Origin of the sequence: Citrobacter sp. S-77, from assembly GCF_963864895.1 — a bacterium.
Lineage (GTDB): Bacteria > Pseudomonadota > Gammaproteobacteria > Enterobacterales > Enterobacteriaceae > Citrobacter > Citrobacter murliniae.
Genome location: NZ_CAWLWU010000002.1, coordinates 3,333,924 through 3,349,922 on the forward strand (window position 1 = coordinate 3,333,924; position 15,999 = coordinate 3,349,922).

Sequence of the window (15,999 nt, forward strand, 5' to 3'; positions counted from 1 at the left end):
TGCGCGTGTATTAATCTTTATAGATGCTGAAGTGTTCGCGAGCGGCAATCAGCTGCTCTTTAGTCAGCATAAATACGCCGTCACCACCGTTGTCGAATTCCAGCCAGGTAAACGGTACATCCGGGTATTGTTCCATCAGATGTACCATGCTGTTTCCGACTTCACAAATCAGAATACCGTTATCCGACAGGTAGTCTGGGGCGTTACCCAGAATGCGACGGGTAAGTTTCAGCCCATCACTACCGGATGCCAGACCCAGCTCCGGCTCGTGACGATATTCGTTAGGCAGATCGGACATATCTTCTGCGTCGACATACGGTGGGTTGGTCACAATCAGGTCATACTGGACTTTCAACAGGTCGCGGAACAGATCGGAACGGATCGGCGTGACGTGATGGATCAAGCCATGCTCTTCAATATTGTGTTCAGTGACTGCCAGCGCATCAGTGGAAATGTCCACAGCATCCACTTCAGCTTCCGGGAAGGCATACGCACAGGCGATAGCAATACAACCACTGCCGGTACACATATCCAGAATATGCTGCGGCTGTTCGTTGATAAGACCAGCAAAGCGATTGTTGATAAGCTCGCCAATCGGTGAGCGAGGGACCAACACGCGTTCATCGACATAGAATTCATGTCCACAGAACCAGGCTTTGTTGGTCAGGTAAGCAACCGGGATACGTTCGTTGACGCGACGAATAACACGCTCAACAATACGGTGGCGCTCGCTGGAAGTCAGACGCGCAGTACGCATATCTTCAGGAATATCCAGCGGCAGGTAAAGAGACGGCAGCACCAGCTGTACCGCCTCATCCCATGGATTATCCGTGCCATGGCCATACCAGATATTCGCCGCGCTAAAACGGCTGACCGCCCAGCGCAACATGTCCTGAATGGTATGCAGTTCACTCACTGCTTCATCAACGAAAATTTTATCCACGTATTCCTCCAGGGCATGCTCGCATTAAATTCGGCGGCTAGTTTGCCACGAAGACGGCGATAAATCAGCATTCACACAGAGCCTGAGCGTTAAAATTGCGTTTTAAGCGATCGGATGCCTGTCGAGTCGGGTTAAACTAACGAAAAATAAAAGATGAGACTCTCGAATGAAAAAGAAAACATCGCTTAGCGAGGAGGATCAGGCGCTGTTTCGCCAGCTGATGACCGGCACTCGCCAAATAAAGCAGGACACTATAGTCCATCGGCCACAACGTAAAAAAAATACCGAAGTTCCGGTCAAGAGACTGCTGCAGGAACAGGCTGATGCCAGCCACTATTTCTCTGATGAGTTTCAACCGCTGCTGAATACGGACGGTCCGGTGAGGTACCTGCGTGCCGATGTCAGCCATTTTGAGCTGAAGAAAATGCGCCGTGGCGATTACTCCCCGGAGCTGTTTTTAGATTTACACGGACTGACGCAGCAGCAGGCTAAGCAGGAGTTAGGCGCGCTTATTGCCGCCTGTCGTCGTGAACATGTGTTTTGCGCCTGCGTAATGCACGGTCACGGCAAGCACATTCTTAAGCAGCAAACGCCACTATGGCTGGCGCAACACCCGCATGTAATGGCCTTCCATCAGGCGCCAAAAGAGTATGGCGGTGATGCCGCACTACTGGTACTGATTGAAGTGGAAGAGTGGTTGCCGCCAGAACTTCCCTGACCAACAGAAACAGAAAGAGCCGCATCTGCGGCTCTTTTTATTTTTCCAGATGGCGACTTCGCCTTATGCGGCTTACGACACCTGACACGACTTCGGTTAAATCGCTTTTGCCATTTTCAAATTACACGGGCTCATTTGCCAGTTGAAAATGCCTTTACCGCTCTCATCAAGCGTTACGCTGGCAATCGCAGATGTGGTAAACATCGGCGGTGTTTCACCAGGGCAAAGCTCAGACACGAGGTATCCCACTAAAGGCAAGTGAGAGATCACCAGCGCCGTTGCGATACCTTCGTTGGCCAGTGCCTGCAAATAGGCACTGACCAGACCGACATCGCCACAGGGAGTCAGCTCCGGCAAAACATCCACACTAGCTGGCAGGTTCATACACTCCCCTACCACATCCAGCGTCTGTTCGGCTCGTAGAAACGGGCTCACCAGAACACGTTCGATATCCACTTTTTGACCTTTCAGCCAGTTCGCCATCAGGCGAGATTCGTCACAACCACAGGAGGTTAAGGGACGAACCGAATCACTGGCGGCATCGAGGGCCGCGTCGCCGTGACGCATGATAAAAACTTGCATATTGCACCGCTTTTGTTAACCAGAATCACCAACACGTTGACGCAAAGCCCCTATTGGCCGTCGCAACTATGTGGTGGCCGGCATTGTGCCTTATCCATTCACTGAATGAAACGCTGTTTTTTACCTCAACGGCGTAAGTATAGTCAATCTTTGTTTACATTTTGAGCACGACCCATACATTCAGTGCGGATTCATCCTACCTTTGACCTCAAGTATTCAGGTCAGTTTCCCCATACTTCCAGAAACCTTCACCACGTTCCGACATCTGCAATAACTGCTCACACGGTGTAAACCGGGAGCCATATTGCGTAGCCAACCGTTGCAGAGTTGCAACCACTTCACCCGCCCCGAGAGAGTCCATATACCGGAACGGGCCGCCGAGGAATGGCGGGAATCCAATACCAAATACAGCGCCGATGTCACCATCACGCGCACTGCGGATAATCCCCTCACCGAAACAGCGCGCTGCCTCGTTGAGCATTAACATGACGCATCGCTCTGCAATTTGCGAGGCGGTATGTCGACTCTGCCCCTGCGCACCAATAAGCTCATAAATGGCAGGGTCAACCTGTTTTTTGCTTTTACGCCCTTTCGCACCATAAAGATAGAAACCTCTACCATTTTTTCTACCTTTGCGATCGTCATTCAAAATTGAAGCGACAACATTTGCAGGTGCGCTAAAACGTTCACCGTAAGCAGCTTCCAGCACTGGTATAATTTTAGTGCCTGTATCTATTCCGACCTCATCCAAAAGTTGGATTGGTCCTACCGGGAAACCAAATTTCACCAGCGCGGCGTCAATATTATCGACACGCTCACCTTCGGTCAGCATACGAATCGCTTCGTTGATATAAGGCGCTAAAATACGGTTAACGTAAAACCCGGCCTTGTCCTGAACCACAATCGGCGTTTTGCCCTGTTTTTTCGCTAATTTAACGGTCGTGGCAATCGTCTGCTCAGAGGTCGTGGCATGCGGAATGACCTCCACCAGCGGCATTTTTTCCACCGGGCTGAAGAAGTGCAAGCCAATAACCTGCTCCGGCCTGGCGGCATTTGCAGCAATGTCGCCAATCGGTAAAGATGAAGTGTTAGAGGCAAAAATAGTATGAGGGGCACAATTCTTCTCAACTTCTTCCACCATCTGTTGTTTTAACAACAGATCTTCAAACACGGCCTCAATAACAACATCGCGATGAGCAAAACCGTGAAAATCGGTTGAACCCGAAATCAGCGCCAACTGTTTGTCACGTTCACCCGCTTTGATATGCCGGCGGCGAACTTTTGTATCAAGTTGATCCCAGCTGTACTTCAGGGCGTGATTGATTCCTTTAGTATTGATATCTTTAATGCGCACTGGCAAGCCGCCCTTACAGGCTGTCACGTACGCAATACCACCGCCCATCAGACCGCCTCCCAGGATCCCAACACTGTTCAACGGGCCGGGCCGGGCATCGCTACCAGGATCTTTTTTCACTTCAGTGTTAGCAAAAAAGATATTACGCAATGCCTGTGACTGCGACGTCATCGCCAGCTCACCAAACGCACGGGCTTCAGCGTCGTACCCGCTACTGCTCCCCTGAGCCAGGCCAATTTCTATTACCTCGAGGATTCGATCCGTCGCGGGGTAGTTGCCTGACGTTTTTTGCGCCGTTTTTTTACTTACCATACGAAACAGCAGCGTCCGACCCAACGGCCCAGCTAAAATTCGTTCGCGCACAGGCAAGTTTCGGTGCGCCAGACTGTCCTTTTTAGCCCGTTCAACGGCCGCTTCAAGCAGAATAGTCTGCGGCACGACTTCATCCACTAATCCAACTTTCAGCGCCTGTTTTGCACGTAACTGTTTACCCGTCAGGATCATGTCCAGCGCGGTGCTTACGCCAATCAGACGTGGTAATCGCTGCGTACCGCCAGAACCCGGCAGCAAACCCAGTTGAACTTCTGGCAGCCCCAGTACAGTTTTTGCGTCATCAGTACAGATGCGACTGTGGCACGCCAGAGCCATCTCGAGGCCGCCCCCAAGACACGCACCGTGAATGGCGGCGATAACCGGGATCGGCAACGCATTAATTTCCGCCATAATCTGCTGTCCCTGACGGGCCAGTGTTTCAGCTTCCTGCGCACTGCGGCAGTTACCAATCATGTTGATATCCGCCCCGGCGATAAAATTATCGGGTTTCGCTGAAATGAACACGACACCGCGCAGATCTTTGTTTTCGCGAATTTGTTTCAGGATGGCCCTAACCTGAGTAGCAAACTCAGCTTTCAGGGTATTCATTTTTTCTCCGGGCACATCAATGGAGACAACCGCCACGTTATCCAGACGTACATGTAGCGTAAAAGCCGATGTCATTTCCATTATTCTGCCTCCAGAACCATTGCTGCACCCAGACCACCTGCCGCACACGCGGTCACTAAACCAAATCCACCGCCACGACGTCGTAACTCATGGAGGGTTTGGGTGATCATCCGTGCACCGGTGGCGGCAAAGGGGTGCCCGTAAGCAATAGAGCCGCCCAGTACATTAAATTTGCTGTCATCCACTTCACCTGTCGCATGCGATCGACCCAGTACTTCCCGGGCAAAACGTTCACTACCCAGAAGCTGGATATTCGCCAGTGTTTGAGCGGCAAAAGCTTCGTGCATGTCGATAAGCGTCAGGTCGGCCATTGTCAGACCCGCCCGCTCCAGAGCCAGTGGCGTTGACCATGCCGGACCAAGCAGCATGTCCTGCCAGACATCGATGGCAGTGAAGGCAAAACTGCGCAAATAGCCCAGTGGCACCAGACCCAGCTCTTTTGCCCTGGATTCCGTCATCAAAATCACGGCGGCCGCACCGTCAGTCAGCGGCGTACTGTTTGCTGCCGTTACGCTGCCATGTTTTCTGTCAAACGCGGGGCGCAATTTCGCGTAATCCGCCAGTGTAGAGTTACCACGAACGTTGTTATCTTCTGAAATGGGATCTTTAAACGGTGGGACATAGGCGGTCATCACTTCCTCCGCCAGCTTACCTTCCGCCCAGGCCTGAGCAGCTCGCTGATGGGAACGATGCGCCAATGCATCCTGTTGCTCACGCGTAATGCCATAGGTTTTTGCCATTTGTTCAGCCGTGTCCCCCATGCGTAAGCCAGTGGAATACTCAGCGACAGCTGGTGGAACCGGCATCAGATCACGCAAACGCAGTCGGGAAAAGAGTTTAAGGCGCTGACCGGTGGTTCGGGCTTTATTGACATCCACCAGCACCCGCGCCAGCTTTTTACTCACGCCAATAGGCAGGACTGACGAGGAGTCCGCGCCGCCGGCAATTCCCGCACGAATCGTGCCCGCCATCAGACTTTCCGCGACATTCGCCACCGCCTGGAAACTGGTAGCACAGGCTCTGCTTACGCTATAAGCATCCGTATGAACATTCATTCCGGTGCCTAGCACGATTTCCCTGGCAATATTGGGCGCTTCAGGCATTTGTACTACCTGACCAAAAACCAGTTGCTCAATGACATCTGCAGGTATTTCGCTACGTGCCAGCAGCTCACCTACGACCATTTTCCCCAAATCAACGGCGGGAATGCCATGAAACGCAGTCGCCTGACGGGCAAATGGCGTGCGCAGTCCGCTTACAATGGCGATGCGATCGCCCTGACGGGTAACCAGCGGTAAAGCCTGACTCATAACACTCCCCTGTAAAAAATAAAAATAAGTGGTCTGACCTGATCACAGTCTTAACCAATTTTTTACATTTAGCCAAGCGGAGAAAAAAGAAAGTGGGAGCTATGACACAGTGAATAATCACTGGTTGTTACGAAAATGCCCTTGTCTGGAGGTGACAAGGGCATTTGAAGAAGGGATTAACGCAGACCCAGCTGGAAGATCAGGGTTTCGGCCTCACAGGCGAAGACAAAATCGATATCCAGACGTACACCTTCAGCCTCTTCAGTAAAAGTAGAGGTGATTTGGCAAGGTTCAGATTCTACACCACGGGCCTTCTCGGTCAGAGCGGCCAGCGTTTCTTCTGCCTGAGCGCGATTCGCGAAAACACGGCTGTATGACGCGGTGCAATCGGAGTTGTCCATGATGGTGCCAACATCCATACAGCAGCAAACCGGGGTTTCATCAGCACTGCATTTACTCATTGTAGATTTCCTCTGTATTCGCACCTGAGGTGCCAGATAAACGATGGGGATATTTTACGCTCCCATTATTCACCTCTCCAGTCGTTAATTGTGCGAAATGAGATAAGTGACCGAAATCACACTTAAAAATGATCTAAAACAAAAATCGCCCAAACAGGTGAGTGCGCATCTCCGCATTTTTGCCAGCTGGATCGCGTTTTTAAGATCATAATTGAAAAATTTTATAAACATACTTGCAACATTCTATCTGGTCAGACCTATACTCACGCCACTGGTCTGATTTCTAAGTAGTACCTCAGACCCTACACTTCGCGCTCCTGTTACGGCATGTAACATTGTTTGTATAAAAATAAATCGATGAGGTTATGGTCATGAGCCAGAAAACCCTGTTTACAAAGTCTGCTCTCGCAGTCGCAGTGGCAATTATCTCCACACAGGCCTGGTCTGCAGGCTTTCAGTTAAACGAATTTTCTTCCTCTGGCCTTGGCCGGGCATATTCGGGTGAAGGCGCTATCGCAGATGATGCAGGCAACGCCAGTCGTAACCCGGCACTGATTATGATGTTCGATCGCCCCACTTTCTCAGCGGGTGCGGTGTATATCGATCCTGACGTTAATATTTCAGGTAAATCACCGTACACCGGTCGTAGTACCGACGCGGATAATATCGCCCCTACGGCTTGGGTCCCCAATGCTCACTTTGTGATGCCTATTAACGAACAGTTTGGTTGGGGGGCTTCTGTTACATCAAACTACGGCCTGGCGACTGAATTTAACGACAGCTATATCGTTGGTGAATACGGTGGGAAGACCGACCTGAAAACGGTCAACCTTAACCTGAGTGGTGCCTACCGTCTGAATGATAGCTGGAGTTTCGGTGTCGGCTTTAATGCCGTGTATGCCGACGCAAAAATTGAACGTTATTCCGGTGAGCAGACCGCTGCATTGCCGAAGGTCAGCAACAAAATTGCCAGCCTGAAAGGGGACGAATGGGGTTATGGCTGGAACGCCGGCATCTTGTATGAGCTGGATAAAAATAACCGCTACGGTTTAACGTATCGCTCTGAAGTCAAAATTGATTTCGATGGCGATTACAAAAGCGGCATTCGCACCCAGGCAAATGCTTTACCTGGTGCAGGCACCGCGTTCCCATGGGGAACAACCAATGCTACCGTCCCAGGCTCTCTGACACTTAACCTGCCGGAAATGTGGGAACTGTCTGGCTACAACCGTGTTGCACCACAGTGGGCTATCCACTACAGCATGGCTTATACCAGCTGGAGTCAGTTCCAGGAACTGAAAGCGACAGGTTCAAATGGACAGACCCTGTTCTATAAAGAAGAAGGCTTTAAAGATTCTTACCGCATCGCGCTGGGTACCACATACTATATGGATAAAAGCTGGACCTTCCGTACCGGTATTGCCTATGACGATAGCCCGGTTCCTGCGAGCAAGCGTTCCATCTCCATTCCAGACCAGGATCGCCTGTGGCTGAGTGCGGGAACGACTTATGCATTCAATGACGATGCCTCTATCGACGTCGGCGTTTCTTATATGCACGGACAGAAAGTGACCGTCAAAGAAGGCCCGTATACTTTCGACTCTGAAGGTAAAGCCTGGCTGTTTGGTACCAACTTCAACTACGCATTCTGATTCTCTTCAGACGTAAAAAAGGTGAGCTTTTTAGCTCACCTTTTTATTTGTCTCATTCCTACTCGGAATCAATGTCTTTTAAGTCATCCTGAATGTCTTTCGCGTTCGGGTTTTCTTCTGGTTTGAGTTTCCCACCGTTAGCGATAAAGTCATGACGCTGGAAGTAAGCTTCACGCACCATGATGTAAGGATCAGAAGACTGGCGCAGCAGGCCGTCGGAATCGAGCAGTTGCGCACGGGTTTCAATCCCTTCGATTGTCCATTTACCCACCGACAGCGGCCAGGTCAGCCAGGACAGTACCGGATACAGGGTATCGACCATATCACCACCATCATCACGAACGGTGAAACTTCCGTAGAACGGAAGCTGCATATACGGTCCGTAACCGACGTCATAGTGGCCTAATGTACTACCGAAACGATGTGGTTCAACGCGCTGCAGTTTTGGATTCGCCATACCCGCAACATCAATAAACCCACCCATACCTAACAAGGTATTCAGGAAGAAACGGGTAAAATGCACCATTCCCTGATAGGGGTCGCCTTGCAGGAAATAGTTGACCATTACGGCTGGTTCTTCAAGGTTGCCAGTAAAGTTGCTTAAACCATTTCGTGCCGGCTGAGGAACATAATCACGCCAGGCGACTGCCACCGGTCTAACAACATACGGATCCAACACATTAAAGTTGAAGTTGTACATGGTGCGGTTGAACCCTTCAAACGGATCCGAGCGCCCTTGCTGTTCTGTACCGGAGCTCGCACACCCCACCAAAAGTGTGGTTCCCAGCGCAAGCGCCGACAGGCGAAGCTTCATAAGTGTCTCCCTGTATATTATGGCTATCGCTGATTGCCATCCGTGACGGAACGATAACGTATCCGCCTGTATAGATGTGAGCGATTGTAACAGCACGTCAAACGATGTCTATATACCCTATCTTACTGATTTGATCATAGCCTGGTAACACAGACACCGGGCCTTCTATTCTATCGAACCCGATAAAAACAAACGTTACCATTTTTGCGATTTCAGATTTTCTCCCGCGAATAACAGGATAAAACCGCTACGCTTTAGCTATACGTGCTTTTTCAGGATCCTGGTATGAATGACATCGAAAAAGAAAAAATCGATCGACACAGTGACGAACTCGAAGTTGAAAGCGAAGAAAAAATGAGTGGTAAGAAAATCGAACTCGATGAGGATCGACTTCCCTCCCGCGCAATGGCAATTCACGAGCATATCCGCCAGGACGGAGAAAAAGAGATGGAACGTGACGCGATGGCGCTGCTGTGGTCAGCCATTGCGGCCGGGTTGTCGATGGGCGCCTCATTACTGGCAAAGGGTATTTTTCACGTACAGCTTGAGGGCGTTCCCGGTGGATTTTTACTGGAGAACCTGGGCTATACCTTCGGGTTTATCATCGTAATTATGGCTCGCCAGCAGCTCTTTACCGAGAATACCGTTACTGCCGTATTACCGGTAATGCAAAATCCCACCATCGGTAATTTTGGCCTGTTGATGCGCCTGTGGGGCGTAGTGCTACTAGGTAATATTCTCGGCACAGGGATTGCGGCGTGGGCGTTTGAATATATGCCAATTTTTGATGAAACCACCCGCAATGCCTTCGTCAAAATTGGTATGGATGTGATGAAAAACAGCCCCGGAGAGATGTTTGCTAACGCAATTATTTCCGGCTGGCTAATTGCAACGATGGTCTGGATGTTCCCCGCAGCAGGAGCGGCAAAGATTGTGGTCATTATCCTGATGACCTGGCTTATTGCACTGGGTGATACCACGCACATCGTCGTTGGCTCAGTTGAAATCCTTTATCTGGTCTTTAACGGTACGCTGCACTGGGGAGACTTCGTCTGGCCCTTCGCCTTACCGACGCTTGCCGGAAATATCTGTGGCGGGACATTTATCTTCGCACTAATGAGCCACGCACAGATTCGCAATGACATGAGCAATAAGCGAAAGGAAGAGGCCCGAATGCAGGCCAAACAGCGAGAGCAACAGCAGAAAAACCAGAAAAAACAGTCTTAATGGCGACTGTTTGAGCAGTCGGGCGGCCTGAGACTTACCGTTGGAAGTAAAAAACGCTATACTCGTGCCGCTTCGTCCCCTTAGTTAAATGGATATAACGAGCCCCTCCTAAGGGCTAGTTGCAGGTTCGATTCCTGCAGGGGACACCAGAGACTCCTCTTCACTATCTCCCCCAGTCCCATTACCCAGCGTAATAAACTCTTGCAGTAGCGCGGTAAGTTGTCGCATTTTTTCGACAGTAAATCCAGCTTCGATCAGGCGATAGGCCTCTTCCACCTCGGACCTCGCACTTTCATACAGCGTCGAACCCGCAGGCGTGAGCGAAATGTACAGCTTGCGCTGATCGTTCACCGGCTTTAAGCGCAACACCAGACCATCGCGTTCCATGCGGGTCAGAATACCGGTCAGGCTCGGGCGTAAAATACAAGCGCGAAAGGCCAGATCGTGAAAATCCATCGACGGGTTTTCGGCAAGGATACGCACGATACGCCACTGCTGCTCGGTAAGATTATGGCGTTTAACGATGGGGCGAAAGTGTGTCATCGCCGCTTCCCGCGCCTGCAGCAGCGCGATAGTTAATGAATCATGCATGACTTACCTCTGAACCTCATACCTGTTTGTTAATAAGTTAATAAATAGCGTTAATTGCACCAGATCGCAACCAGCTTCTATCCCTGAAAAGTACAACACAACACACAAAATAATTTATCCATTGATTTATATGGAATAAATTTTATTTGTGTAAATTTATTGTTAATCCGCTCACAAAACATTCACTTCTGTTTGCCAAACCTTTCCACAAAGCATAAAAGATAATCGTTAACATATTAATGAATTTTCTTTGATTCCTGAATCCATACCAGAGGAGTGGTAAATGAAAGGTACCATCTTCGCCGTAGCCCTTAACCATCGCAGCCAGCTTGATGCCTGGCGCAATGCGTTTCAGCAGGCTCCCTACAAAACGCTGCCGAAGACCCCGGTCTGGTTTATCAAACCGCGCAACACCGTTATCGGTAACGGCGAGACCATCCCCTACCCGAAGGATGAAACAGTACAGAGCGGTGCGACCGTGGCGCTGATTGTCGGCAAAACCGCCCACAAAGTAGCCGCAGAAGAAGCTGCTGCTTATATTGCAGGATACGCGCTGGCTAATGACGTCAGCCTGCCGGAAGAGAGCTTCTATCGCCCGGCAATTAAAGCCAAATGCCGCGATGGTTTCTGTCCGATTGGCGCTCTCGCTACGCCGAGTAACGTCGATGAACTGATCATCATCACTGAAATCAACGGTCGCGAAGCAGATAGCTGGAACACCGCAGACCTCCAGCGCTCCTCCGCCGAGCTACTGAGCGCCCTGAGCGAATTCGCCACCCTTAAACCCGGCGACGCTATTCTGATCGGGACCCCGCACAACCGCGTAACGCTGAGACCCGGCGATCGCGTACGCATTCTCGCCGAAGGCTTCCCGACGCTGGAAAACCCGGTGGTTGCTGAAGGAGAGCCGGCATGAAACAAGCACGTATTGAGTGGCAGGGACAACATCACGATGTTCAGGTTGATGAACGCGGCCAGGTACAGTTAGAGAACGGCAAGCTGCTAAATGAGGGCGAATTCCGCTGGCTCCCCCCCGCCGACGGCACGCTGTTCGCGCTGGGTCTGAACTACGCCGATCACGCCAGCGAGCTGGAGTTTAAGCCACCAACCGAACCATTGGTGTTTATCAAAGCGCCAAACACCTTTATCGGCCACCAGCAGGAGTCGGTGCGCCCGGATAACGTCGAGTACATGCACTACGAGGCTGAACTGGTCGTGGTGATCGGCAAAACTGCGCGTAAAGTCAGTGAAGCCGACGCCATGGAGTACGTCGCCGGATACACCGTCTGCAATGACTACGCCATCCGCGACTATCTGGAAAACTACTATCGCCCCAATTTACGGGTAAAAAGCCGCGATACCCTGACGCCGATAGGTCCCTGGATCGTCGATAAAGCGGATATTCCAGACCCACATAATCTGGCACTGCGCACCTGGGTCAACGGTGAACTGCGCCAGCAAGGCACCACCGCCGATCTGATCTTCAGCATTCCATTTCTGATCGCTTACCTGAGCGAGTTTATGACCCTGCAACCTGGCGACATGATCGCTACCGGCACCCCGAAAGGGCTGTCGGACGTAGTACCGGGTGATGAAGTGATCGTCGAAGTGGAGGGCGTCGGCCACCTGGTCAACCACATCATCAGCCAGCAGACATATGAGGAGAAGCTGTCATGAAAAAGATTAACCACTGGATCAACGGCAAAAATGTCGCGGCCACCGAGTATTTCCACACCACTAACCCGGCGACCGGCGAGGTGCTGGCGGAAGTGGCCTCCGGCGGTGCAGACGAGGTGAATCAGGCAGTTGCGGCGGCAAAAGAGGCATTTCCGAAATGGGCCAACCTGCCGATGAAAGAGCGTGCGCGTCTGATGCGTCGTTTGGGCGATCTGATCGACCAGAACGTGCCGGAGATCGCTGCCATGGAAACCGCCGATACCGGTTTGCCTATCCACCAGACCAAAAACGTACTGATCCCGCGGGCGTCGCATAACTTCGAGTTCTTCGCCGAAGTATGCCAGCAGATGAACGGCAAGACCTATCCGGTCGACGACAAGATGCTGAACTACACGCTCGTGCAACCGGTCGGCGTCTGCGCGCTGGTGTCACCCTGGAACGTGCCGTTTATGACCGCCACCTGGAAGGTCGCGCCGTGCCTGGCGCTGGGCAATACCGCAGTGCTGAAGATGTCTGAGTTATCACCGCTGACCGCTGACCGCCTGGGCGAGTTGGCGCTGGAAGCCGGTATTCCGGCGGGCGTACTGAACGTGGTTCAGGGCTATGGTGCAACGGCGGGCGATGCGCTGGTTCGCCACCACGACGTACGCGCGGTGTCGTTTACCGGCGGAACCGCCACCGGTCGCAATATCATGAAAAATGCCGGGCTGAAAAAATATTCCATGGAATTAGGTGGGAAATCGCCGGTGCTGATTTTTGAAGATGCTGATATTGAGCGTGCACTCGACGCCGCACTGTTCACTATCTTCTCGATCAACGGTGAACGCTGCACCGCTGGCTCGCGTATCTTCATTCAGCAGAGCATCTACTCCGAGTTCGTTAAACGCTTTGCCGAACGCGCAAAACGTCTGCGCGTCGGCGACCCGAACGATCCGAACACCCAGGTGGGCGCACTGATTAGCCAGCAGCACTGGGAGAAAGTCTCCGGCTATATCCGCCTTGGTATTGAAGAAGGGGCGACCCTGCTGGCAGGAGGCCCGGATAAACCCACTGACCTGCCTGCACATCTGAAAAACGGCAACTTCCTGCGACCAACTGTGCTAGCGGACGTCGACAACCGCATGCGCGTGGCGCAGGAAGAGATTTTTGGCCCGGTAGCCTGTCTGCTGCCGTTTAAAGACGAGGCGGACGGTCTACGCCTGGCCAACGATGTGGAGTACGGCCTCGCCTCTTATATCTGGACCCAGGACGTCAGCAAAGTGCTGCGTCTGGCACGCGGCATCGAAGCCGGAATGGTGTTCGTCAACACCCAGAACGTCCGCGACCTGCGTCAGCCGTTTGGCGGCGTGAAGGCTTCCGGCACCGGCCGCGAAGGCGGCGAATATAGCTTTGAAGTGTTCGCTGAAATGAAAAACGTCTGCATCTCGATGGGCGACCATCCGATCCCAAAATGGGGAGTCTGATATGGGAAAGTTAGCATTAGCAGCAAAAATCACTCACGTGCCGTCAATGTATCTCTCTGAACTGCCGGGTAAAAACCACGGCTGCCGTCAGGGAGCTATCGATGGGCACAAAGAAATCGGCAAGCGGTGTCGTGAGCTGGGCGTCGATACAATCATCGTTTTTGATACCCACTGGCTGGTCAACAGCGCCTACCACATTAACTGTGCTGACCATTTTCAGGGCGTCTACACCAGTAACGAACTGCCGCATTTTATCCGCGACATGACTTACGATTACGACGGCAACCCGGCGTTGGGCCACCTTATCGCCGACGAAGCGGTCAAGCTCGGCGTGCGTGCCAAAGCGCACAACATCCCAAGCCTTAAGCTGGAGTACGGCACGCTGGTTCCGATGCGCTACATGAACAGTGATAAACATTTCAAAGTAGTGTCGATCTCCGCGTTCTGCACCGTCCACGATTTCGCCGACAGCCGCAAACTGGGCGAAGCCATTCTGAAAGCGATTGAGAAATATGACGGCACCGTGGCAGTTCTGGCCAGCGGCTCACTGTCACACCGCTTTATCGATGACCAGCGCGCCGAAGAAGGGATGAACAGCTATACCCGTGAGTTCGACCACCAGATGGACGAGCGCGTAATCAAGCTGTGGCGCGAGGGCAAATTCAAAGAGTTCTGCGACATGCTGCCGGAGTACGCCGACTACTGCTACGGCGAAGGCAATATGCACGACACGGTGATGCTGCTCGGTCTGCTGGGCTGGGACAGCTATGACGGCAAAGTAGAGTTTATTACCGAGTTATTCGCCAGCTCCGGTACCGGCCAGGTCAACGCCGTATTCCCACTGCCCGAACAGGCATAAGGAGGATTCAGAATGCCGCATTTTATCGCCGAATGTACCGATAACATCCGCGAACAGGCCAACTTACCGGGACTGTTCGGCAAAGTGAACGAAGCGCTGGCGGCGACCGGCATCTTTCCCATCGGCGGCATTCGCAGCCGCGCCATCTGGCTGGATACCTGGCAAATGGCAGACGGTCTGCATGATTACGCCTTTGTACACATGACGCTAAAAATCGGCTCCGGACGCAGCCTGGAAAGTCGTCAGGACGTGGGCGATATGTTGTTTACGCTGATTAAGGCCCATTTCGCCACGCTGATGGAGAGCCGCTACCTGGCGCTGTCGTTTGAAATCAGCGAGCTGCACCCGACACTGAATTACAAACAAAATAACGTACACGCATTGTTTAAATAGTACGCCTTTTCGCCCGGTGGGGCTGCGCTTACCGGGCCTGCAAAAGGCAAAAAAATACGAAGCAATATCAAACCGTAAGCCGGATAAGACACACCTGCGTCTTATCCGGCGCAGCAGCACCGAATGACGTAACAGGAAGCAATTATGCTTGATAAACATACCCATACTCTAATCGCCCAACGGCTAAACCAGGCGGAAAAACAGCGCGAACAGATCCGTGCTATCTCGCTGGATCACCCGACGATCACCATTGAAGACGCCTACGCTGTGCAGCGCGAATGGGTAAACATGAAAATCGCCGAAGGTCGCGTGCTGAAAGGACATAAAATCGGCCTGACTTCAAAAGCGATGCAGGCCAGCTCACAGATTAGCGAACCAGACTACGGCGCACTGCTGGATGATATGTTTTTCCACGACGGCAGCGATATTCCTACTGACCGCTTTATCGTCCCACGCATCGAAGTCGAACTGGCCTTCGTGCTGGCAAAACCATTGCGCGGGCCAAACTGCACCCTGTTCGACGTCTACAACGCTACCGACTATGTGATCCCTGCGCTGGAGCTGATCGACGCCCGCTGCCACAACATCGACCCGGAAACCCAGCGTCCACGCAAAGTCTTTGACACGATTTCCGATAACGCTGCTAACGCCGGGGTGATCCTCGGTGGTCGCCCCATTAAACCCGACGAGCTGGATCTGCGTTGGATCTCCGCCCTGCTCTATCGCAATGGCGTGATCGAAGAGACCGGCGTCGCTGCTGGAGTGTTGAATCACCCGGCCAACGGCGTGGCCTGGCTGGCGAATAAGCTGGCACCGTACGACGTCCAGTTGGAAGCCGGGCAGGTTATTCTCGGCGGCTCCTTCACTCGTCCGGTACCCGCGCGCAAGGGCGATACCTTCCACGTCGACTACGGCAACATGGGCGCGATTAGCTGCCGCTTTGTTTAAGGGGA

Annotated in this window: 16 protein-coding genes and 1 tRNA gene; 10 read left to right on the forward strand and 7 right to left on the reverse strand. The window is 52.2% G+C overall.

Features of this window, described 5'->3' with window-relative positions:
* Nucleotides 1-10 precede the first annotated feature (10 nt).
* Entirely contained in the window at nucleotides 11-943 is a 933-nt protein-coding gene (gene prmB / locus AACS05_RS16550; protein WP_045445719.1) for a 50S ribosomal protein L3 N(5)-glutamine methyltransferase, read from the reverse strand.
* A 166-nt stretch (nucleotides 944-1,109) separates the two neighbouring features.
* Here prmB and smrB point away from each other — a divergent pair, with 166 nt between their 5' ends.
* Nucleotides 1,110-1,661 (forward strand): endonuclease SmrB, encoded by a 552-nt coding sequence (gene smrB, locus AACS05_RS16555; protein WP_045445721.1) that lies wholly within the window; start codon nucleotides 1,110-1,112, stop codon nucleotides 1,659-1,661.
* A 96-nt stretch (nucleotides 1,662-1,757) separates the two neighbouring features.
* On the opposite strand, the gene sixA is transcribed toward smrB, so the two are convergent.
* From sixA to AACS05_RS16575, 4 genes are all read right to left on the reverse strand, one after another.
* Nucleotides 1,758-2,243, reverse strand: coding sequence for a phosphohistidine phosphatase SixA (gene sixA / locus AACS05_RS16560; protein WP_045445723.1), 486 nt, complete (start codon nucleotides 2,241-2,243; stop codon nucleotides 1,758-1,760).
* Between the two features lie 208 nt (nucleotides 2,244-2,451).
* Nucleotides 2,452-4,599, reverse strand: a complete 2,148-nt coding sequence (gene fadJ / locus AACS05_RS16565) for a fatty acid oxidation complex subunit alpha FadJ (RefSeq protein WP_045445727.1) — start codon at nucleotides 4,597-4,599, stop codon at nucleotides 2,452-2,454.
* Nucleotides 4,599-5,909 (reverse strand): acetyl-CoA C-acyltransferase FadI, encoded by a 1,311-nt coding sequence (gene fadI, locus AACS05_RS16570; protein WP_045445730.1) that lies wholly within the window; start codon nucleotides 5,907-5,909, stop codon nucleotides 4,599-4,601. Before fadI ends, fadJ begins: the two co-directional genes overlap by 1 nt.
* Before the next feature lie 176 nt (nucleotides 5,910-6,085).
* Entirely contained in the window at nucleotides 6,086-6,370 is a 285-nt protein-coding gene (locus tag AACS05_RS16575; protein ID WP_045445733.1) for a YfcZ/YiiS family protein, read from the reverse strand.
* A 371-nt stretch (nucleotides 6,371-6,741) separates the two neighbouring features.
* Here AACS05_RS16575 and fadL point away from each other — a divergent pair, with 371 nt between their 5' ends.
* A complete protein-coding gene (gene fadL, locus AACS05_RS16580) occupies nucleotides 6,742-8,022 on the forward strand; it encodes a long-chain fatty acid transporter FadL (protein WP_045445736.1) in 1,281 nt (426 codons plus the stop codon).
* 58 nt (nucleotides 8,023-8,080) lie between these two features.
* Here the strand turns inward: fadL and mlaA are convergent, their stop codons facing one another.
* Nucleotides 8,081-8,836 carry a phospholipid-binding lipoprotein MlaA gene (mlaA, locus tag AACS05_RS16585; RefSeq protein ID WP_045445738.1) on the reverse strand — a complete coding sequence of 252 codons (756 nt, stop codon included), beginning with the start codon at nucleotides 8,834-8,836 and terminating at the stop codon, nucleotides 8,081-8,083.
* A 285-nt stretch (nucleotides 8,837-9,121) separates the two neighbouring features.
* Between mlaA and AACS05_RS16590 the strand changes: the two genes are divergently transcribed.
* Both AACS05_RS16590 and AACS05_RS16595 read left to right on the forward strand, forming a co-directional pair.
* Nucleotides 9,122-10,063: a formate/nitrite transporter family protein gene (locus AACS05_RS16590; protein WP_045445741.1), complete on the forward strand. Its 942-nt coding sequence runs from the start codon at nucleotides 9,122-9,124 to the stop codon at nucleotides 10,061-10,063.
* 74 nt (nucleotides 10,064-10,137) lie between these two features.
* Nucleotides 10,138-10,212, forward strand: a tRNA-Arg gene (locus tag AACS05_RS16595).
* Here AACS05_RS16595 and hpaR read toward each other — a convergent pair.
* Nucleotides 10,172-10,654 carry a homoprotocatechuate degradation operon regulator HpaR gene (hpaR, locus tag AACS05_RS16600; RefSeq protein WP_052369307.1) on the reverse strand — a complete coding sequence of 161 codons (483 nt, stop codon included), beginning with the start codon at nucleotides 10,652-10,654 and terminating at the stop codon, nucleotides 10,172-10,174. The genes AACS05_RS16595 and hpaR overlap by 41 nt on opposite strands.
* Before the next feature lie 283 nt (nucleotides 10,655-10,937).
* Between hpaR and AACS05_RS16605 the strand changes: the two genes are divergently transcribed.
* The 6 genes from AACS05_RS16605 (at nucleotide 10,938) to hpaH (ending at nucleotide 15,994) form a co-directional block, all read left to right on the forward strand.
* Complete coding sequence (locus tag AACS05_RS16605; RefSeq protein WP_045445744.1) at nucleotides 10,938-11,570, forward strand: fumarylacetoacetate hydrolase family protein; 633 nt, start codon at nucleotides 10,938-10,940, stop codon at nucleotides 11,568-11,570.
* Nucleotides 11,567-12,331 carry a fumarylacetoacetate hydrolase family protein gene (locus tag AACS05_RS16610; RefSeq protein ID WP_045445747.1) on the forward strand — a complete coding sequence of 255 codons (765 nt, stop codon included), beginning with the start codon at nucleotides 11,567-11,569 and terminating at the stop codon, nucleotides 12,329-12,331. The genes AACS05_RS16605 and AACS05_RS16610 overlap by 4 nt, the downstream gene beginning before the upstream one ends.
* Nucleotides 12,328-13,794 carry a 5-carboxymethyl-2-hydroxymuconate semialdehyde dehydrogenase gene (hpaE, locus tag AACS05_RS16615; protein ID WP_045445750.1) on the forward strand — a complete coding sequence of 489 codons (1,467 nt, stop codon included), beginning with the start codon at nucleotides 12,328-12,330 and terminating at the stop codon, nucleotides 13,792-13,794. The genes AACS05_RS16610 and hpaE overlap by 4 nt, the downstream gene beginning before the upstream one ends.
* 1 nt (nucleotide 13,795) lies before the next feature.
* Nucleotides 13,796-14,653, forward strand: a complete 858-nt coding sequence (gene hpaD, locus AACS05_RS16620) for a 3,4-dihydroxyphenylacetate 2,3-dioxygenase (protein ID WP_045445753.1) — start codon at nucleotides 13,796-13,798, stop codon at nucleotides 14,651-14,653.
* Nucleotides 14,654-14,665: 12 nt separating this feature from the next.
* Nucleotides 14,666-15,046 (forward strand): 5-carboxymethyl-2-hydroxymuconate Delta-isomerase, encoded by a 381-nt coding sequence (locus tag AACS05_RS16625; RefSeq protein WP_045445756.1) that lies wholly within the window; start codon nucleotides 14,666-14,668, stop codon nucleotides 15,044-15,046.
* Nucleotides 15,047-15,190: 144 nt separating this feature from the next.
* Complete coding sequence (gene hpaH, locus AACS05_RS16630) at nucleotides 15,191-15,994, forward strand: 2-oxo-hept-4-ene-1,7-dioate hydratase (protein WP_045445759.1); 804 nt, start codon at nucleotides 15,191-15,193, stop codon at nucleotides 15,992-15,994.
* The last annotated feature ends 5 nt before the right edge of the window (nucleotides 15,995-15,999 follow it).